Below are 20,207 nucleotides of genomic sequence, written 5' to 3' on the forward strand. Positions count from 1 at the left end.
AGCTTTGGCGGGGTGGGGTTCTTTCTTATTTTTGATTTATGCAAGAGGTCTACTGGATCTGTGGGTTTATTCTAGAAACTACACGGTACAGCGCAAATTTGTATGTACCACAAAAATCTGTATTACCGTACTTTTATGGAAAATCAACTAGGATTAATTCTAAAACTGCTTTTACTCTCGGCTTTGTTATCGGTTTTGATCAAGTATGCAGGGCCAAGTCTACCAATTCCGGCGACAGCAACCAACGCGCTAATTATAGTATTCTTGCCGATTGCGATCGTAGCGATCGCTCTACTGTGGCGATTTCAAGCACAAAAACAAAATTAACTCAAACCATTTACGCACAAGTTCCTAAAATCAGCTAACCTAGCTTAATTACAAGAAAATTCCATCTCGCCAACCGTTGGGAGTTAGCCTGTGAACCTGGGTCAATGGATCGGCTTAATCGCCATACTTCTTTGTTTATACATCCTGTGGCAAATTCGGGAAGTGCTTTTGTTGATGTTTGCCGCAGTTGTGTTAGCCACCACCTTAAATCGCCTAGCGAAACGCTTCCAAAGATTTGGGATGAAGCGCGGATTCGCCGTACTCCTAGCAGTAGCTATCTTTTTCGCAGGTGTCGTGGGTTTTTTCTGGCTAATTGTGCCGCCATTTGCCCAGCAGTTTCAAGAACTAACATATCAAGTTCCTAAAGGGTTTGGACGCTTTAATAGTTGGCTTGATGCCCTGAGAACTCGTATTCCTGACCAGTTAGTTCCTTATATCCCAGATATCAATAGCCTCATTCAACAAGTACAGCCCTTCGCCAATCGGTTGCTGGGAAACTCCTTTGCTTTTGTATCTGGCTCTTTAGAAGTCGTCCTCAAGATTTTGCTAGTGTTGGTTTTAACAGGAATGATGTTAGCCGACCCCGTGGCTTATCGCAAAGTATTTGTCCGGCTTTTCCCTTCATTTTATCGGCGACGGGTAGATGGGATTTTAGATAAATGTGAAGTTTCTTTGGAGGGATGGATTACAGGCGCTTTCATTGCCATCTTTGTAGTGGGGGTGATGAGTCTGATTGGCTTATCAATTTTGCATGTCAAGGCAGCACTAGCTTTAGCGGTTTTAGCGGGATTTTTTAACTTGATTCCCAATCTGGGGCCAACAATGAGTGTAATCCCAGCAATGGCGATCGCTTTCTTGGATGAACCTTGGAAAGCGATCGCTGTCTTGATTCTTTACTTTATTATTCAACAGATTGAGAGTAATTTCATCACGCCTGTTGTCATGGCGCATCAAGTCTCATTACTGCCAGCCATAACCTTAATTGCCCAGCTATTTTTCGTCACGTTCTTTGGCTTTTTAGGATTATTCCTAGCACTACCTTTAACTGTTGTCGCTAAGATTTGGTTACAAGAGGTGTTAATTAAAGATGTTTTAGATGAATGGGGAAATAATCATAAAAAAGAGACTGAGTTTGTGATAGTTTCTGAATCTCCTAGAACAGATGATAATTGGACGGCAGAAAATCCAGATATAAATGAGAATCCCTCGATTGATGATGATATCTTGAAAAAATAAGATTAGTCACTCGACTTTTAATGCGGCAATAGGGTTCGGTTAAGGTTTTTTGATGAAAATTTTAGATTAAAAAGATGCTATAAATCGCCGTCAAGACGAAAGACCAATTATTGTAGAGGCGGCGATTCATCGCGTCTCTTGCCTTAATCAAAGATAGCAACAATAATCCCTGGAAAGCCAAAAAACTCAATGACACGAGTTATATGAAGTCTTGTAAATTTTGAAGCTATTAGGATAATGAGTGCTGGAGTGAAAAAACAATAAGATTCCCAACTTCTTAAAAAAGTTGGGAATCTCATACTTTTGAATCAGTCTGAATAAATCCTCTTTGAAAGAATAACCATGAGCATAGACACAATTAGCTAATCAGCTATTGTTTGTTCTGGCTCTTTACCTCTGCTTCTGCTTTGTTTGGCTCATTAGATGAAGCTGATTCTGTCTTTTCTGATTGCGTCTCACTAGTTTGTTGCAATTGGTTGAGATGAATATTGTTCACTTGAACAATAAAATATTCTAATGCCTGACTTGCCTTTTGTTGCTGTTGGGTTTCGTCAGATACATCATAACAACGATAAGGCGGAGTCACGCCCAATATAAATTTCTCTTGTTCCGCTTCTAATAATTCAACGGCTGTATTAGCAGCAAGCGAATTCTTCTGAAAAGGAAAAGAGGTAACTATACTCGCAACTATAGAAGCAATAGCTGGGCAAAGCACAGGCAGCCACTTCAGCCAAGCTTGTCCCGCTTCTAATTTGTCTACCAGAACTAAAATCGGTGTGACTCCTGATAAAATCACTGTCGAAATTTGTAAGCTATAGTAAAGGTTCCTTGATACACTCCTAATTTTTTTATAATCGTCAATCAAGTCTTGGCTATATTGTAAAGCCTTCCCTCTTGTCAGAGTCAGCGTATCTTTATCCCAAGAATTAGGATTGGTCAATAAATAACTATAGAGTTCAGCTTTTTTGGTGAGTTCAGATTTATAAGCGGCCTGCTTATAGTTCTGATATACTTGTCTATTGATAAGCAGCAAAAAAAACAAAAAAGTTAGAGATACGGCTCCAGAAATTACAACTGTTTTATCATCTGAAAGAAAAATAATAAAGAGTCCAGCAGAGACAAAAGCTGCAAGTAATAAATACTCTATTACCTTCAGGTTGAACAACTTTTTTTCATCTAATGAAGAGGATAAATTTTCAATCCTATCGGAAACCTTATTTTGGTTTTTTTGCTCAAGATTAGCTAATTCTGAAGTAGTCATTGCCTCTTACTCAATTCATTATCGGGTCAAATGTAGCAATAAAATCAATAGCAATAAGTAGAATTGCTTTGAGGAAGTAGAAGTCAGAATAAGTCCGCCAGAAAGCAACTTATTTTTGCTTATACTTCGCTTCTATTAACGCTCTTAAATAATTTCTACCTTCTCAAAACTTTCTAGTATCTGCTATTAACTTCCACTTTGCGATTGACTAGTTGGCTTATAATGCTTTACAAAAACCAGAAATGTTTCTTTCGGTTGACGTAAAATTATTTAAGTCCAGTAAGTCCACTTAATCCTAACCATACATACATTTGATTAATAATGCAAGGCTTAGTTTATGGTAATTTTACGTAGAGTAAAAACTATTTTGGATACAAGCAGCTTGTTTGCCCCAAAAAATATATCATCTTAATTTTGCAATCCTTGAATTGTTTTTTGGAATTTTATCCTTATTCGGGGTATTAAGCTGTCGTGCAGAGATTGGCGATCGCTATTTGGAGATGAAATTATCCTAGAGTCTCGATCATCTGCGCTCACAAAGAGCAATGAAAATTTCTTTTCCCTAATCCCCATTTCCCACTCACCAGGAAGCGTAAGCACTGATAAGATGCGAACAATTGCAGAAATTAATGAAAAAATTAAGCGTCAACGTGCAGTGGTGTTGACAACTGAAGAATTAAAAGCGCGAGTTGTAGAAATCGGTGTTACTAAAGCTGCTAAAGAAGTCGATGTAATTACCACTGGTACTTTTGAGCCGATGGAATCAAGTGGTGCAATTATCAATCTGGGACATACCGATCCCCCAATAAAAATTCGTCGTTGTTGGTTAGATGGCGTGCCAGCATACTCTGGTTTTGGGGCAGTAGATTTATATTTAGGTGCGAGTTGCGCTGTGGAGACGACGGACGGAGAAGAAGTGCGAGAACGTGGTGGCGGTCATGTAATCGAAGATTTGATCGCTGGTAAATCTATACACGTGAAAGCGCAAGGACAAGTAACAGATTGTTACCCCAGAGCAAATTTTGAAACTACAATTACCAGTGACACAATTAATCAGTTTTATTTATTCAATCCGCGCAATCTTTATCAAAATTTTATTGTTGGTGTAAATGGTGGCGATCGCCCCCTTTTCACCTATCTCGGCCCTTTACAACCGCGTCTGGGGAATGCTGTTTATTCTAACCCCGGTGCGATTTCCCCCTTACTCAACGATCCCGATTTGCAACTCGTTGGTATAGGTACTCGAATTTTTTTAGGTGGTGGTATTGGCTATGTCGCTTGGGAAGGCACTCAGCACTTCCCCTTACAAAAGCGTTTAGCTAATCGTACACCGATTGGGCCTTCTGCCACTTTAGCTTTAATTGGTGATGCCAAGCAAATGGATGCTCATTGGGTGCGGGGGTGTTACTTCAAAAGTTATGGCCCCTCATTAATGTTAGGGGTTGGTGTACCACTACCTGTATTAAATGAACAAGTAATTGAACACTGCGCCGTCCAAGATCGAGACTTAGTAGCCCCAATAGTAGATTTTTCTATTCCCCGGCGCGTCCGTCCCACCTTTGGTTTGGTGAGTTACGCCCAACTCAAATCTGGGCGGATAACTATAGAGGGCAAAGCAGTACGCTCTGCCCCCTTAGCGAGTTTGTTTTTTTCTAGGCAAGTCGCCCTAGAGTTGAAAAAGTGGATCGAAGCAGGTACGTTTACCCTGACAGAACCAGTTTCTCCAATTCCGATGGAGCGATCTTTTCTACCCCAAGACCGTCGGACGGATTTTTGATTGGAGCAGGGGAGCAGGGGAGCAGAGGAGAAGTTGCAGTCAGTTTTCCCCTCTGCCCCTCTGCCCCTCTGCCCCATACCCTACTCTTGAGTCGGTTTCGGTCGCTTGATGGGTTTAGGAGCGGGTGTTCTTGGTATAGGTTTTGATACCACTGAGGTGTCGCCGCCTGTACTTGTTTTCTTAATGGGACGAGGGGTTTCGCCAGTGCGTCTGGGGGGGAATGGTTTTCTACCACCAGCACCACCAATGCCAGCACGAGGCCCACCTTTAAATGGTGGTTTGCGTTTTTTGGGCAAATCAGCGATCGCTTCAGCTTTTTCTACTACCAAAACGTCTGCTTCCCGCTTGGCTTGGAAGTCCCAGAATTTGCCTACTGCTTTGGTGGTTAGCACACCCCTCAATTTCAACTTAAAATATTTGGGTTTGTCAGTTGATTTGCGTGGAGCCTGCCTAATTTTGACTACCAAGCTTTTAGCATCAAAAGATTGGTATACTACTTCACCACGAACAGAAAAACCACCATCTGCAACTTCTGATGAAGGTTTGGGGGCAGTTGTATTTAGTTCAGAGTTCTCGGATAAGCCATCATCGAGTGTCTCTAACTCTTGCAACTCAAAATCCGATTCGTCCTCATCTGTTGAGTTTTTAGCCAGATTTTCTGGCTCCCAAACTCCGACGATTTGGATGTGCAAGGTGTCATTTTCTTGTCTAGTACGTGGATATACTACCCACAAGTGTTCTTTTTCTAAGTCTAGATGATTCTTGACTAAGCTCATAATCCGGCCTAGGAGGACGGCATTGAGTTCTACACCATCTGGAGTCAGCAACGTACCTTGAGTAAATTGTTCGCTGCTAGCATGATAGCGACCCCGGACTAAGCCGATCGCTCGATACTGCATCGGTTCACTGGGAGGCGGAATCGGTTGCTGGCGATTAATCAAGTTCCCATTTGAGTCAGTCTCGCTGGTGTTGACAGGCAAATTGTCAACTTGTTTAGAGGACTGGGCTGCTATATGAACATTAGCGGCTGCCTCTACGTTAGTTGGGCCCTGGTTAGAGGCAGAAGAATTGGAAGATTCAGGCAACGGCATCAGGTCGGAATTCATAAAAACTCCTTGCGGCGGAGACACATCCCATTGTGGGATTTTACAAAGGCAGCTGAAAAGAGCATTTGTGCGACTGATGAAAGTATATTGGCTTTTCACAAAATCACACTAGGGTACTCTATACAATCCTAAAGGCGCTAAATTTAATGTATAAACACTAAATGTCTAATTTAGCGGCTTTACACTAGTTTCGGAAGCATATCATAGCTACAATTCTGACGGCTCCTCCTAAAGTCATCACTTACTTTAGCAGTGTGGATAGTTAATTGTTATAAAATTCACAGGCAATTGGCGGTATTCCGCAAAGTTTTGGAAATTTTTAACTTTACGATTTGTGTAAATGATAATGTCATTAAAATTTAGGAGAAAGACAAAACCGTGTCTCAACCGCGCAATCGTTGGATAGTTCAAGTCGTCTTAGCGGTGGCAATTCTTGCTTTTGTGGGTGTTTCGGTGATTCCCATAATTGGAGCATTTAATAATACGCCACCCTCAAGTCAGAATACTGCTAGCACCAGAGGCAGTTTGTCCTCTGCTGACCAAAAATCAAAACTGGAAGACGAAGCACGGGGTTATGAACAGGTTTTGCAACGGGAACCAGAAAATCAGACTGCGCTTAAGGGTTTATTACAAGCGCGACTGCAATTACTGAGTCAAAAAGATAAAAGTGAGGTTAAACCAGCTGATATCCAAGTTGTCATTGAACCTCTAGAAAAGCTAGCAAAGCTGAATCCCGAACAGTCAGAATATTCAGTGTTACTAGCTCAAGCCAAACAGCAAATTGGCGATCGCGAAGGAGCCGCTCAAGCTTATCGCTCGATTTTGTCCACGAAACCAGGTGATTTGAAGGCTTTGCAAGGAATGGTGGCTTTATTAATCAGTCAGCAACGACCCGAAGCAGCCATTGGTTTGTTGCAAGAAACCCTCTCTAATGCAGCCCAAGCAAATACAATTCAGCCTGGAAGTGTAGATATAGTAGCTGTGCAGGTACTGTTAGGTTCTGTTCATGCTTCCCAGAAACGCTACGCTCAAGCTAGCTCTGTTTATGACCAGGCAATTAAGAAAGATCCCAAGGATTTTCGCCCTGTCGTGGCAAAAGCGATGCTCCTAAAACAACAGGGCAAAGATGCAGATGCAAAACCTTTATTTGATAGTGCCGCAGCTTTAGCACCTGCTAAGTACAGAGACGAAATTAAGAAGGCAGGAACGGTTTCTCCCATTCCTAAATCTGCTCCATCTGCCGCGCCTTCAGTGGGAAATACTCCCAAGTAATGAGCATTGGGGAAGAGGGAGCAGGAGTCAGAATTTCTTTAATTTTGAATTTTGAATTTTGAATTGATTTCTCCCCTGCTTCTTCCCCTCACGCTCCTTCTATGGCAGCGACGACACCAAAGACTAAAAACAGGCATCCGCCAATCAGGGTGAGTTGACGCTCAGAAATGCGTCCGGCAATCATTTTGCCGCCGATAACTGCGATCGCAGCACAAATGGCATGTCCTAAAATTGCACCTATTGTGACTCCAATGGGGTTATTGCCTGCCGCTAGAGCAATAGTGGCAATTTGGGTGCGATCGCCCCACTCTGCCATAAATGTCAACACAAAGGCTTCTACGACAATTGCCAACTGAGTCTTTTGCTTTGGTAACTGCAAATCTGCTTGTTTCACCGCAGCTTCAGCTTCTTCCACAACTTCTGTATCACAAGCAGCATTGGACATCTTACTAGCGTCATACAACAGCTTGATACCGAAGGCAATAAATAAAGCTATTTCGGCGTAATGAATATAAACTTTTGGCAACAAAGATACTGCTTGTCCAAATATCACCGAAAGAATTGTCATCGCCGCTAAAGCAGCTGTCACACCTACAAACACTAGCCGCCGTGGGTGGTGCATTGCCAAAATTACAGCAATAAAAAATGTTTTATCGCCTAACTCTGAAACCGTGATTAGTAATAAACCTGCGGTAAAAGCTGTTAACACTCTCTCAAGCTCCTGAAGAATCGTTTACCGATGTGAAGCTTGATGAGAGCCAAAAGACCTCACCAAGTTTACACTTTTCGGTGTGAACTTAGTGAAGGTCTCGCTTTCAAATATTGATTATTTGCCACCTGAACCAGGCTCATCGCCAGTATGTTGATTCAGATGTACTGGCTTTCAAGTTTTTTGCCAGCAGCTACTCCCCTTCTATGCGTTCTCTATTATACATTTTTTCCATGTATTAAGTCAATAGAGTAAGCAATATAGAGTAGCCCTTTCAAGGTGACTCGTAAACTCTCTGTTTTTCTCTCTGCGCTCTCTGTGTCTCTGCGGTTTAAAAGTAATTTATTTAACCACAGAGACGCAGAGAACACAGAGTTAAGAGATTAAAGAGGAATTTTTTGAGCAAAATTTTCACTCACCTTGAAAGGGCTAGCAATATAGAGGTATAACTGTACAGTGAAGCATTATATACAGACCAATTCAGGGCTTAGTGAGGTAAAAACTCATCATCTGTGACTTCTGCTAGCTGGTATGGGCAGTTCAGAGGAAAGGATTCCATTGACAAGCCAGTTTCAGCTTTTGCTTGCTTCACTGCTTGTGCATAACACTCAGCAAAAACTATCTCAAGATAGGATTTGAGACTAGGTGAATCATCTAGAGCTTCTTTGACAGGTCTACGATGTTCAATTATGCTTCCTTCCCAGCTACCGCTTCTTTTGTCGGGCTGAAATTGCCATTTGAGCAAATGCATCAGAATTACAATCAGATTACTCTTGAGACTCCGGCGCTCACTCCTTCCCATATCGGCAATTTCTTCAATTAGGTTCTCCCACTCAACGTTTGCGTAATCCTGACTTTGCAATTTTTCTACAGTCGTTTCTATCCATTGCAAGTAATCAGTTTCATATAGGGTTTGGGAATGTGCCTTTAGAGAAGACATGGCAGTTTCCATCAGAAATCTTTAGATAACTTTTCGTATCTTTTTACAATTAAGATCGGTGCGTTAACACAGTGTAACGCACCCTAAATAAAGCTATCAATAAAGTCAGAGGTGACGTAATAATCACCTCAAGCATTTTTACCTCTACAATGATGCCAATTCAAAAAAGTGGATTGATGAATAGATGAATCATGCACAAGGGTAATGCCACCTCCTGTTCCGTCATGCAAGTCCAACCAATTTGGCGCTTAGTTCCCACATGCGATCGCCTTTGTCGTCATCGCGAGCTTGAGGAGAGACTTTTTGCACAAAAGACTTGCCATCTTTCTTCTGGCGATTTCCCCAACTCCAATAAATACCGGATTGATTATACTCAGGATCGGCAACCACGGCAGCAACCCGTTCTCCCGCCAACTCCTGAGACACATATCCCCCAGTAATGTATTTCTGGAATAATGGGAAGATTTTCTGAAACAGGGGATAGTGGTTTCTAAATAGCGGCGTTTCTGCAACACATCCCGGATAAAGAGAATTGAAGACGATACCGGTTGACTCGTGATAGCGCTCGTGCAGTTCCCGCATAGTCAGCACATTGCAAACCTTGCTGTCTTTGTAAGCTTTGACTGGTTCAAATTTCTTGCCATCAATCATCGATATTGGCTCTTTAAACCCTTCTGCAAAGCCTTGCAAATCGCCTAAGTCGGGACGTGGTGGAATCTTTCCACCCAGTTCGTCTGGATTGTGCGTGACTGTTCCTAAAATTACCAGCCTTGGCTCTAAAGATGATTTCTTCAGATCCTCTATCATCAGGTTGCACAATAGGAAATGCCCCAGATGATTAGTAGTGACAGTTAACTCGTAACCTTCTGGACTGCGTAAAGGCTCTTTGATTAAGGGCATATAAATTGCAGCGTTACACACCAAAGCGTCTAAAGACTTGCCAGTGGCTCGGAAGTTCTTCACAAATTGTCGAACACTTTCCAAGGAGCCAAGGTCAATATGTATGCTGGTATAACTGTTGTAGGGGATTTCCACATCTTGAGCAGCTTTTTGTGCCTTCGCTAAATCCCGACATGCCAATATTACATACCATCCTTTATCAGCAAGAGCTTTTGCAGCATACAAGCCCACCCCCGAAGATGCACCCGTAATTACAACCGTTGGCTTTTGATGTTGTTCCATTGTGTTCGCACTCCATTGACTGTCTCTAGGATCTCATACCAGTGAGCCATGATTGTCATCAGCTTTTTCAAGGCTGCATTAGGCTGAACTAATCTCATACTCTAAATAGCAGAGACTAATGGTCAATAAAAAAGTATATAATTATACAAAAGTTGTTCAAAAAAATATAATTACAATCATATTTGTAATTTACTAATAGAGTTTAAAATTGTATCAATGCCATCTTGAATTTTTCTGGTTTCAAGTATTTTTTCAGATGTATATTATTATTACTGGGCCAAAAATTATATAGTGTTTCCTAATCACATAAGGTACATCATAGTTACCTTCTCGCTTATGGGGAGGTGATTGGGGTGGGGTTCTCATACCTTACTAAACCTAGAACCGCTATAAGTAAATTGCCTACCTGTTTAACAATTTATACACTGTGGACAAGCTTCTACAATCTGTAAAAAAAATTCTCCAAGACAAACCTCTCGATTCAATTCAGTGGTTTGTGCTCTATCAATCGTGGTTGGGTAAAACTTATGGTGAGATGGCAGAGGTATCAGGCTACGGCAACAATTACATCAAGGAAGTTGGTTCTGAGTTGTGGCAAGACCTTTCTATAGCACTTGGAAAAAGAATAACGAAAAAAAATCTGCATTTAGCCTTGAATAAACACTTACAAGACGAGTTAGGTAATCAAGAAAATCAGATCCAAGAAAAGTTCGGTCAAGAATCTAGCTTAAAAATGGTTTCTCCAGACTTTTTTTCAGCAAGCAAGATAGAATTTCCTAGCGGCCCTGTAGCGCTAGATTCTCCTCTTTACATCAATCGCCCTTCCCTGGAAGAACTTGTTTGTAATGAGATTTTACACCCTGGTTGCTTAATCCGGATCAAAGCACCTAGAAAGATGGGAAAAAGTTCTCTGCTCAATCGGATGATTGCTTATGCTAGAGAGCAAGATTATCAAATTGTCTATTTAGACTTTCAAGAAGCTGACCAAGACGTTTTTGCTTCCCTGGATAAATTTTTACGTTGGTTTTGTGTAAATGTCAGTAGGCAGTTAAACCTCCTTCCTTGTGTAGATGATTTTTGGGATATAGAAATGGGCAGCAAGGTAAGCTGCAAAATCTATTTTGAAGCTTATCTGTTGCAATACATTAATGATAGTCCTTTAGTTTTGGCCTTGAATGAAGTCCATCGGATTTTTGAACATCCCAATATTGCCCAAGACTTTCTGCCAATGCTGCGATTTTGGCATGAACAAGCAAAGCAAGATCGGACTTGGCAAAAACTACGGATGGTAGTGGTTCACACCACAGAAATTTATATTCCGCTTAAGCTCAACCAATCGCCTTTCAATGTAGGGATAACAATTACACTGCCACCATTTACGCTTAAGCAAGTACAGAGTTTAGCATTACGTTACGGACTAGATTGGGCAGGAAACTCGGAAGGGATAAAACGCCTTGCACCCCTACAAGCAATGGTAGGAGGACATCCCTATCTGGTGAGCCTTGCATTTTATCATCTATTTCAGGGAGAAATGACGCTAGAGATGTTATTAGAAACTGCATCTATACCAGTAGGAATTTACGGTCAGCATTTACGAGAACTGTTCACACTACTGCAAGAAGAACCAGAATTAATGTCAGCTATGGAACAGGTAATTGCAACAGATGAAAAAGTAGAGTTAGATGCGATCGCTGCTTATAAACTAGAAAGTATGGGTTTGGTTCAATTAAACGGCAATCAAGCTAGTGCCATGTGTGAGTTATATCGTCTTTATTTTAGTCAACAGTTGGGAAAGCAAAATAGTGCTAATACTTCTATTAAATTTCCACGCTAGTTTTAAGGGTTCATAGTAAGTACTAAATTTTTTACTATGAACTTAATATCTCATGAAGATGATGAGAATTTTATCAAAATTACCTACCTAGACAATTTTTTTGATTCAGATATACGAAGAAATTTAGAATTCAAAATCAATTAAATGAACAATTACCGATACCAAGTTGGTGGTACTCTTACAAATGATGCTCCTAGCTATGTTCAGCGCAGAGCGGATGTAGAACTTTACGAAGCTTTAAAACAGGGTGAATTTTGCCACATTTTAACCTGTAGACAAATGGGTAAATCCTCACTTATGGTCAAAACAAAGCACCGCTTGCAAAAAGAGGGCTTTAGATGTGCCACCGTTGATATGACTAATATTGGTTGTGAAAATATAACTCCCGAACAGTGGTATAAAGGAGTTGTCGGCGATTTATGGTTGAGTTTTAAACTGTTAGGGAAAGTTAATTTAAAAACTTGGTGGCAAGAACAAAACGATCTTTCTTTAGTTCAAAAAACCAGTCGATTTATTTCGGAAGTTTTGTTAACTCAGTTTCCTAACGAAAAGTTATTTATTTTTATTGATGAAGTTGATAGTATACTCAGCCTCGATTTCTCTGTTGATGACTTTTTTAAATTGATTCGGTTCTGTTACAATCAACGAGCAATTAATCCAGAGTATTATCGGATTACATTTGCAATTTTTGGAGTTGCTACACCTTCAGACTTAATTATATATCAAAATAATACTACCCCATTTAATCTTGGTAAAACCATCCAAGTAAATGGTTTCACCTTTGAAGAAGCTCAACCACTTTCTTTGGGACTAGATATTAAAGACAATCATCCTCAGAAAGTTTTGAAAGAAGTATTAGCTTGGACAGATGGGCAACCATTTCTTACTCAAAAGCTGTGTCGACTACTTGTGAGTTTATCTCAAGATGATATGGGTAGAAAGCTGAAAATTCCTCCTGGCACAGAAGAATTTTGGATAGAAAATGTGGTGCGATCGTACATTATCGAAAAATGGGAATCACAAGATGAACCAGAGCATTTACGAACTATTCGCGATCGCATCCTCAGAAACGAAAAATTTGCCGCCAGATTGTTAGGAATTTATCAACAAATCCTCCAAGGATTGAAAGTACCAGCCGATGATAGTCGAGAACAGGTAGAACTGTTACTGTCTGGTTTGGTAATCAAAAAACAAGGTTGTCTCCAAATAAAAAACCGAATTTATCAAGAAGTTTTTAATTTAGAATGGGTTGGAAAAAAATTAGCTTACTTGCGCCCGTACTATGAAAGCTTTAATGCATGGGTAGCTTCAGAAGAAAAAGATAAATCTCGCCTATTGCGTGGACAAGCCTTAATCGATGCTCAAACGTGGGCAAATGGTAAAAGCTTGAGCAACTTAGATTATCGGTTTTTAGCTGCTAGTGAAGAATTAGATCGGCGAGAAGTACAGCAAGCATTAGAGGCTGAACGTGCTCAAGAAGTCGAAGCACGACTTTTTGAGCAACAAAAAAGGCTAGCTCAACAAAAGAAAAATGCCACAATAGTGACACTTTTACTCGTGGGTATGACTATCAAGTTGGTGATTTCTATAGTGTGGGGAGTATCGCTTTTACGAAAGATTGATGTTTTAGAATCACAGCTAAAATGTGCCGAGCCGACTACACCCCTTCAATTTGCTCACTGTCCAAAGTCAAGAGCTGCTAGGGAAACCTCAGAATAACGATCGTTAAAAAAACTCTCAATAACGCAAGTGCAGCCGATGTATAGGTTAGTTATCGCCAGCAAATTTAAAACAGCTTTCCGAAAATTTCCTCGTCGTAATGCTGACTTACTTATGACGATGTTTATTAGCTCAATACAAATGCGATCGCTAATATTGTAGCGACAGTTTTTAAAGTCAAACGTAGGCGTAGCTCGTCGTAGACATCTCTCATGTATAAAGGTTGATTTAGTGCGATAAATTAATATGAGTTTGACGAAGCTCAAAAAGCGATAAGGATAAGACTTTTAAGTTGTTTATATCTTACGAGTTCTGTTATCAACGCAAATAATTAAGAGGAGTAAGCAATTGACTAACCTAGATAGAGTTTTAGATGCCGCAATGGAGCTTACTTTAGAGCAACAAGAAATGCTGGTACAAATTCTCAAAAACCGAATTATTAAAAGTCGGCGAGATGAAATTGCGTCAGATGCAGCAGCTTCCATTGCTGAATTCCAAGCAGGTAGGCTCAAAGTCCAGACTGCTGCCGAAGTAATTCAAGAATTACGGGAATATCTCAATAACCCAAATGCAGCCGATGTATAAGTTAGTAATCACGAGCAAATTTAAAAGAGCTTTCCGAAATATTTCCTCGTCGTAATGCTGACTTACAGGCCAGAATAGAAGAAACGATTGCTGCTATGGAGAATGACATATTTGCAGTCAAATTGGGCACTCACAAGCTAGAGGGAAAGCTCTTAGGGTTTTTCATGTTCTTGTGGATATGAATATGATTGTCGCGTTGTTTTCTCACTGAAAACCGATGACAATAGTGGGGAACTCGGTACTCATGACGATATTTATTAGCTCAATACAAGTGCGATCGCTAATCTTGTAGCGGCAGTCTTTAAAGTCAAGCGTAGGCGTAGCCCGTCGTAGACATCGCCAATAGAAACGCAGTTCTGACCAAAGCTACCAATGATGTGAGTTAAAATCCTGATATCTTCAATCACTACTCACGCAGACAGGCCCCGAAAAAGCGATCGCTATGCTTCAGTATCCCCATCTCGAACAAGCGCTAAAATATCACTTCGGTTATGACCAATTCCGCCCCGGACAACGGCAAATTATCGAAGATGCGCTGCAAAACCGAGATTTAATGGTTGTGATGCCGACTGGCGGGGGGAAATCTCTATGTTTTCAGCTACCAGCATTGTTGAAAAATGGACTAACTGTGGTAGTGTCGCCGTTAATTGCTTTGATGCAAGATCAAGTAGAAGCACTGCGAAATAATAATATTAACGCGACATTTCTCAATAGCAGTTTGAATGCTTACAAAGTGCGATCGCGGGAAGAAGCAATCCTCAGCGGTAAAGTAAAATTACTATACGTCGCCCCTGAACGTCTCCTCAGTGAAAGGTTTCTACCGTTTCTCGATTTAGTTAAAGAAAAAATCGGTATTTCTAGCTTTGCTATTGATGAAGCGCATTGTGTTTCGGAATGGGGACACGATTTTCGTCCAGAATATCGCCAGTTAAAATCTCTGCGAAAACGCTATCCTGATGTGCCTACAGTCGCCCTCACCGCCACAGCAACCGATCGCGTCCGTAGTGATATCATTCAACAATTAGGGCTGAAGCAACCAAGCATCCATCTTGCCAGCTTTAACCGTGAAAATCTTTATTACGAAGTTCGTCCTAAAACTAAATATGCTTACGCTGAATTATTAGAACTAATTCGAGAAACTGAAGGTTCGACAATTATTTATTCTTTAACTCGTAAAAAAGTTGATGAACTCACTTTTAAACTACAAAATGATAAGATTGGTGTTCTGCCTTATCACGCTGGATTAACTGATGAGGAACGTAGTAGTAATCAAACGCGATTTATTCGAGATGATGTTCGGGTGATGGTGGCAACAGTTGCCTTTGGTATGGGAATTAATAAACCCGATGTGCGGCTGGTAGTTCACTTTGATATGCCCAGAAATATAGAAAGTTATTATCAAGAATCTGGTAGAGCAGGTAGAGATGGAGAAGCATCTCGATGTACAATATTTTTCAGCTTTGGTGATGTTAAAACAATTGAATGGAGCATCGATCAAAAAACCGATCCTCAAGAACAGTTGATTGCTAAACAACAATTGCGTCAGATGATCGATTACGCTGAAGGCACTGATTGTCGGCGAACGATTCAACTGGGTTATTTTGGCGAAAGGTTTCCTGGTAATTGCGGTAATTGTGACAATTGTCGTCATCCCAAACCCATGCAAGATTGGACAATTGAAGCCATGAAATTTTTATCTTGTGTGGCGCGTTGTAAAGAAAGATTTGGGATGGTACACATAATTGATGTGTTGCGAGGAGCAAAAAAAGACAAAATTCTCCAGTACGAACACGATAAACTTTCTACTTACGGTATTGGTAAAGATAGAACTGTAGATGAATGGCGAATGTTGGGGCGATCGCTTTTACATCAAGGGTTAATAGAACAAACTAGCGATGGTTACTCAGTTTTAAAACTAAATGCCCTAAGTTGGGAAGTCATGCGAAAACAACGCACAGTTTCGCTAGCTGTAACCACAGTCCAAAAGATTACCTGGGAACAGGGGAGTGAAAAAGCAGAAGAAGCTGAAATATTATTACAGAAGTTGCGATCGCTACGTAAACAATTAGCTGATGAGCAATCTGTACCACCTTACGTGATATTCCACGATTCCACTTTAAAATTGATGGTACAGGTGCAACCCCAAAACTTAGCTGAATTTGCCAAACTTTCTGGTGTAGGTAGTCACAAACTTGCTCAATATGGCGAAAAGTTCCTTACAGAAATTCGCGCCTACCGCCAAGAAAAAGGTTTGCAAAATAAATCTGCTACTTCCGTATCTTCTTCCAAATCATCTTCTTCTTATACTGAATTGCAAACATTGCAATTGCATCAACAGGGTTTAAATATCGCTCAAATTGCCCAAAAACGCAACCTTAGTCCGGCAACAGTTAGCACTCATCTAGAAAAACTAATTGGAAAAAATCAGCCAGTTGATTTAAATCAATTAGTACCTTTAGAACATCAACAAAAAATTTGGCAGGTTTTAGAAGTACTGGGTGACATTTCCCTCACTCCCATCAAAGAACAACTAGGCGAAAGCTACACTTTTGATGAAATTCGTTTAGTACGGAGTAAGTGGCGGCGGGAAAATCGCAAGTGATAATTTGCTTAGGACAAATAATAAAAACAAAACAATGATTGTTTTGTTATGAAGGATAATCAAAATTAACATAATAGAGAAATAAAATCTCTCAAATATGCAAAAATTAATGCATTACCATAACTTGATATATTTTCTTTGTTGTGTTTTGCTTATTGCATTTGGAGTCAAGTTAATATCTGTACCAGGAAAGATTACAACTTTCTCTTGTGAGCGAACACAAAAGTACATCAATTGTCAGCTATTTATTTTTTGAAAAACTAGATAAGGAAGCTAAACTTAAATCTTATGATTAAAATATAGTGTTTCTGGGTTGAGTCTAATACAGACCTAACCCCCAATCCCTTCCCTACAAGGGCAGGGGAGTAAGATTTATCAAAGCCTCTCTCCTTTTAGGCTACGGTGTACACACAAATCATCTGATCCCCCTAAATCCCCCTTAAAAAGGGGGACTTGAAGAAATTTCCCCCCTTTTTAAGGGGGGTTAGGGGGGATCGAAACACTGTTAGACAACTTTATAAGACTTGTGTGTACACCGTAGCCTTTTAGGAGAGAGGTTTGGAGAGAGGTCAGAGTGTATTTCATACAAACGAGAAACGCTATACACAAAAGCCAGATTAAAGGAGTTAGCCGATGAGTCAGATGCTTAATACAGGAGTACGCTGGACAACTCAGGATGTGGAATTATTACCAGAAAATGAAGGGACGCGCTACGAGATAGTTGATGGAGAATTATTTATGACCAGGGCACCTCACTTTAAACATCAGCAAACTTGTGGCAAAATTTTCCGACAACTTGATGTTTGGTCAGAGTCTACTGGTTTAGGAGAAGCTGTGATCAACCCTGGCGTTTTGTTTTCAGAATCAGATAATGTGATTCCTGATGTAGTTTGGGCTACTAAAGAAACCTTGGCGCTAACATTGGATGAAGCGGGACATTTAACTGGCGCACCAGATTTAGTAGTCGAAGTTTTGTCTGCTAGCAACGAAGACCTAAGACGAGATAAAGAAGCGAAACTTAAACTTTATTCTTCCAGAGGAGTAAAAGAATATTGGATTGCTGATTGGCGATCGCGTAAACTAGAGGTCTATCGGCGCGAACAAAGTCAACTTAACTTGGTAGTAACCTTATTTAGTAGCGATCATCTTATTTCTCCGCTATTAACTGGTTTTAGCTGTATTGTAGACCAGCTTTTTCCTGTATAAATTTTAGATTGCATGGAAAAACAACTCTCATTCTTTTCCCAAAACACAATATGTATAATTTATTGTTCAGATATCGCCTTGCACCAATAACTAAGTTTTCTCCTCATCAAGGCGGTATCTATAGATCGTCAGTTTACATTAAGAAAAACTGGGAATTTCAGAGTTAGAATCTTGTGATGTCATAGCAGACTTTGAAGACTCAGTGTTTCGGTTTTTGACAGGCAGAATTATAGATAGCAGCTTAGGCAGTGCTAGACAGGCAACAGCATTTAATATCGTCAGAAATATACCATCTATCAAACTCATGTATTAATCTTCTCCGTTTGAAAATTGGTGATGACTATATTTACTAGTTTGAAGCAAAATCAGTAGAATTGCGTAAAAACAGAATTTAGATTTCTTTTAGAGAATATAAGCTAAATAAATATATTTTTATCAAAACAGAATTCAGGAGTCAGGTGGTCGCCGAGCGTAGTCGTTCGTGCAGCGTCTCCGGCAGGAGAGGTAAGCCAGAATTCAGTTGGGTATTTTGAACGAAAGAGCGGATAGCGTAGCGTTAGCGAGTATTTTCGAGTCGCGTCTTGATTTGGAATCCTGAATTCTGACTTCTTTTTCAAGTCTTCTGACTTCCTACTCTGATATATGCTGTGGGGTTAAACCCCTCATTCACCAGATATATCCTCACACAAGTCAGGGATATGAGTCTCTAGGCAGAGAGCAAATTAAAATTGCCGTATCTATTGCCATATCTATGAAATTAAAGCTATAGGTGAATGAAAAAATCTCATTTTTATCTATCAAAAGTATGAGATATAGATATAACAATTTCCTATATCTAAAGAAACTAAATATGTTGTATTTACTCTAAAAGTATACTTCTGACAGAGGATGTAAAAAAAAATTAGACATAGTAAATTAAAATCAATATTAATCAAAGTTCCTAAATAATTCAGGTAAGTGTGCTATACACGTGCTTGTAACAGACTAAAACTTTGTTAAAATCAGCAACACACAAACTATGAACTCTAACACCGAAAAACGTATCGCCTTGATTTCCGTCCACGGAGACCCAGCGATTGAAATAGGGAAAGAAGAAGCAGGGGGACAAAATGTTTATGTGCGCAATGTGGGTGAAGCACTAGCGCAGCTGGGATGGCAAGTTGATATGTTTACCCGTAAAGTGAGTCTGGAGCAAGACCCCATTGTTAAACATAGCGACAACTGCCGAACTATTCGTTTAAAAGCTGGCCCCCTAGAGTTTGTGCCGCGAGATGAGATTTTTGAATATCTGCAAGAATTTGTGGATAATTTCCGCCAATTTCAAGTAGAAAATGACATTACATACCAATTGGTTCACACTAACTATTGGCTCTCTGGTTGGGTGGGGATGGAGTTAAAGGAAATCCAAAAGAGTAAACAGGTTCACACCTACCACTCATTAGGAGCAGTAAAATATAACACTATAGAAGATATTCCTCTGATTGCTAATAAGCGATTAGACGTGGAAAAAGATGTGTTGGAAAAAGCAGAGCGAATTGTGGCGACAAGTCCGCAAGAACAGGAACACATGCGATCGCTAGTTTCCACAAAAGGTAATATCGACATTATTCCCTGTGGTACAGATATTCAGCGATTTGGTTCGATTGCACGAGAAGCAGCCAGGGCTGAATTGGGGATTGATAAAGAAACCAAAGTTGTACTATACGTGGGGCGCTTTGACCAACGCAAAGGTATAGAAACTTTGGTACGAGCAATAAATCAGTCTGAGATACGCGACTCCAACAATCTCCAGCTAATTATTGGTGGTGGTAGTACTCCAGGTAACAGTGACGGCATTGAGCGCGATCGCATTGGGCAAATCGTCAACGAATTGGGAATGAGTGACTTTACCACTTTTGCCGGTCGTCTGAGTCAAGATATTTTACCAACTTATTACGCAGCCGCCGATGTATGCGTTGTTCCCAGTCACTACGAACCCTTTGGATTAGTGGCGATCGAAGCGATGGCAAGCGGTACACCAGTGGTAGCAAGTGATGTCGGCGGACTTCAGTTTACTGTAGTTAATGAAGAAACTGGTTTATTGGCTCCACCGCAAGATGTAGATGCCTTTGCTGCTGCTATTGACCGAATTCTCTTAAGTCCAGAATGGCGAGATGAATTGGGTAAAGCCGGTAGAAAGCGCGTCGAAGCGAAGTTTAGCTGGGATGGTGTCGCAAATCAACTGAGTGAACTTTACACCCAACTGTTACAGCCACAACCAGTAGCGTCAACAGCAAAAGAACTAGTGCAGTCAACCACAGAACTAGTGCAATCAAAAGCAAAAGAACTAGTGCAGTCAACTACAGAACTAGTGCAATCAACTGCAAAAAAACCAGTTTTGGTTGCTAAATAACGCTTTTGCGTAACAAATAATGGTGAGTGAGCTTAGAAAACTCAACACCAAAAACAAAC

At 40.4% G+C, this 20,207-nt stretch carries 17 protein-coding genes and 1 pseudogene; 11 read left to right on the forward strand and 7 right to left on the reverse strand.

Going from position 1 to position 20,207, the window contains the following annotated elements:
* The first annotated feature begins 135 nt into the window (after positions 1–135).
* A complete protein-coding gene (locus ACM0OX_RS20285) occupies positions 136–327 on the forward strand; it encodes a hypothetical protein (protein WP_289800122.1) in 192 nt (63 codons plus the stop codon).
* Between the two features lie 90 nt (positions 328–417).
* Positions 418–1,563, forward strand: coding sequence for an AI-2E family transporter (locus tag ACM0OX_RS20290; RefSeq protein ID WP_334839394.1), 1,146 nt, complete (start codon positions 418–420; stop codon positions 1,561–1,563).
* A 370-nt stretch (positions 1,564–1,933) separates the two neighbouring features.
* Here the strand turns inward: ACM0OX_RS20290 and ACM0OX_RS20295 are convergent, their stop codons facing one another.
* The gene (locus ACM0OX_RS20295; protein ID WP_414516820.1) at positions 1,934–2,824 is read right to left on the reverse strand and encodes a DUF4231 domain-containing protein; all 891 of its coding nucleotides are present in this window, start codon (positions 2,822–2,824) and stop codon (positions 1,934–1,936) included.
* Between the two features lie 607 nt (positions 2,825–3,431).
* Here ACM0OX_RS20295 and ACM0OX_RS20300 point away from each other — a divergent pair.
* Positions 3,432–4,601, forward strand: a complete 1,170-nt coding sequence (locus ACM0OX_RS20300) for a homocysteine biosynthesis protein (RefSeq protein ID WP_334932918.1) — start codon at positions 3,432–3,434, stop codon at positions 4,599–4,601.
* Positions 4,602–4,681: 80 nt separating this feature from the next.
* Here ACM0OX_RS20300 and ACM0OX_RS20305 read toward each other — a convergent pair whose 3' ends face one another.
* A complete protein-coding gene (locus ACM0OX_RS20305; protein WP_414516821.1) occupies positions 4,682–5,707 on the reverse strand; it encodes a hypothetical protein in 1,026 nt (341 codons plus the stop codon).
* A 378-nt stretch (positions 5,708–6,085) separates the two neighbouring features.
* Here ACM0OX_RS20305 and ACM0OX_RS20310 point away from each other — a divergent pair, with 378 nt between their 5' ends.
* On the forward strand, positions 6,086–6,979 hold the full coding sequence (locus ACM0OX_RS20310) for a tetratricopeptide repeat protein (RefSeq protein ID WP_414516822.1): 894 nt from the start codon (positions 6,086–6,088) through the stop codon (positions 6,977–6,979).
* Between the two features lie 88 nt (positions 6,980–7,067).
* Here ACM0OX_RS20310 and ACM0OX_RS20315 read toward each other — a convergent pair whose 3' ends face one another.
* The 4 genes from ACM0OX_RS20315 to ACM0OX_RS20330 all read right to left on the reverse strand — a co-directional run bounded on the left by ACM0OX_RS20315 (position 7,068) and on the right by ACM0OX_RS20330 (position 9,908).
* Positions 7,068–7,688: a TMEM165/GDT1 family protein gene (locus ACM0OX_RS20315; protein WP_414516823.1), complete on the reverse strand. Its 621-nt coding sequence runs from the start codon at positions 7,686–7,688 to the stop codon at positions 7,068–7,070.
* Positions 7,689–8,175: 487 nt separating this feature from the next.
* Positions 8,176–8,628 (reverse strand): DUF29 domain-containing protein, encoded by a 453-nt coding sequence (locus ACM0OX_RS20320; RefSeq protein WP_414516824.1) that lies wholly within the window; start codon positions 8,626–8,628, stop codon positions 8,176–8,178.
* 222 nt (positions 8,629–8,850) lie between these two features.
* Entirely contained in the window at positions 8,851–9,810 is a 960-nt protein-coding gene (locus tag ACM0OX_RS20325) for a protochlorophyllide reductase (protein ID WP_414516825.1), read from the reverse strand.
* Positions 9,780–9,908 (reverse strand): hypothetical protein, encoded by a 129-nt coding sequence (locus ACM0OX_RS20330; protein WP_414516826.1) that lies wholly within the window; start codon positions 9,906–9,908, stop codon positions 9,780–9,782. Before ACM0OX_RS20330 ends, ACM0OX_RS20325 begins: the two co-directional genes overlap by 31 nt.
* Positions 9,909–10,237: 329 nt before the next feature.
* Here ACM0OX_RS20330 and ACM0OX_RS20335 point away from each other — a divergent pair, with 329 nt between their 5' ends.
* The 4 genes from ACM0OX_RS20335 (at position 10,238) to ACM0OX_RS20350 (ending at position 13,948) form a co-directional block, all read left to right on the forward strand.
* Positions 10,238–11,644 (forward strand): AAA-like domain-containing protein, encoded by a 1,407-nt coding sequence (locus ACM0OX_RS20335; RefSeq protein ID WP_414516827.1) that lies wholly within the window; start codon positions 10,238–10,240, stop codon positions 11,642–11,644.
* A 144-nt stretch (positions 11,645–11,788) separates the two neighbouring features.
* Positions 11,789–13,363 carry an AAA-like domain-containing protein gene (locus tag ACM0OX_RS20340; protein WP_414516828.1) on the forward strand — a complete coding sequence of 525 codons (1,575 nt, stop codon included), beginning with the start codon at positions 11,789–11,791 and terminating at the stop codon, positions 13,361–13,363.
* Positions 13,364–13,402: 39 nt separating this feature from the next.
* On the forward strand, positions 13,403–13,525 hold the full coding sequence (locus ACM0OX_RS20345; protein ID WP_414516829.1) for a hypothetical protein: 123 nt from the start codon (positions 13,403–13,405) through the stop codon (positions 13,523–13,525).
* Between the two features lie 186 nt (positions 13,526–13,711).
* Positions 13,712–13,948, forward strand: a complete 237-nt coding sequence (locus ACM0OX_RS20350) for a hypothetical protein (RefSeq protein WP_414516830.1) — start codon at positions 13,712–13,714, stop codon at positions 13,946–13,948.
* A gap of 257 nt (positions 13,949–14,205) precedes the next feature.
* Here ACM0OX_RS20350 and ACM0OX_RS20355 read toward each other — a convergent pair whose 3' ends face one another.
* Positions 14,206–14,355: a hypothetical protein gene (locus tag ACM0OX_RS20355; RefSeq protein WP_414516831.1), complete on the reverse strand. Its 150-nt coding sequence runs from the start codon at positions 14,353–14,355 to the stop codon at positions 14,206–14,208.
* 35 nt (positions 14,356–14,390) lie between these two features.
* Between ACM0OX_RS20355 and recQ the strand changes: the two genes are divergently transcribed.
* The 3 genes and pseudogenes from recQ to ACM0OX_RS20370 form a co-directional block, all read left to right on the forward strand.
* Positions 14,391–16,550: a DNA helicase RecQ gene (gene recQ / locus ACM0OX_RS20360; RefSeq protein WP_414516832.1), complete on the forward strand. Its 2,160-nt coding sequence runs from the start codon at positions 14,391–14,393 to the stop codon at positions 16,548–16,550.
* A 633-nt stretch (positions 16,551–17,183) separates the two neighbouring features.
* Positions 17,184–17,756, forward strand: coding sequence for a Uma2 family endonuclease (locus tag ACM0OX_RS20365; protein ID WP_414516833.1), 573 nt, complete (start codon positions 17,184–17,186; stop codon positions 17,754–17,756).
* 1,018 nt (positions 17,757–18,774) lie between these two features.
* Positions 18,775–20,010, forward strand: a pseudogene (locus tag ACM0OX_RS20370) (glycosyltransferase family 4 protein); the annotation flags it as partial.
* Positions 20,011–20,207: the final 197 nt, after the last annotated feature.

The organism is Nostoc sp. PCC 9305, from assembly GCF_963920915.1.
Taxonomy (GTDB): domain Bacteria; phylum Cyanobacteriota; class Cyanobacteriia; order Cyanobacteriales; family Nostocaceae; genus Nostoc.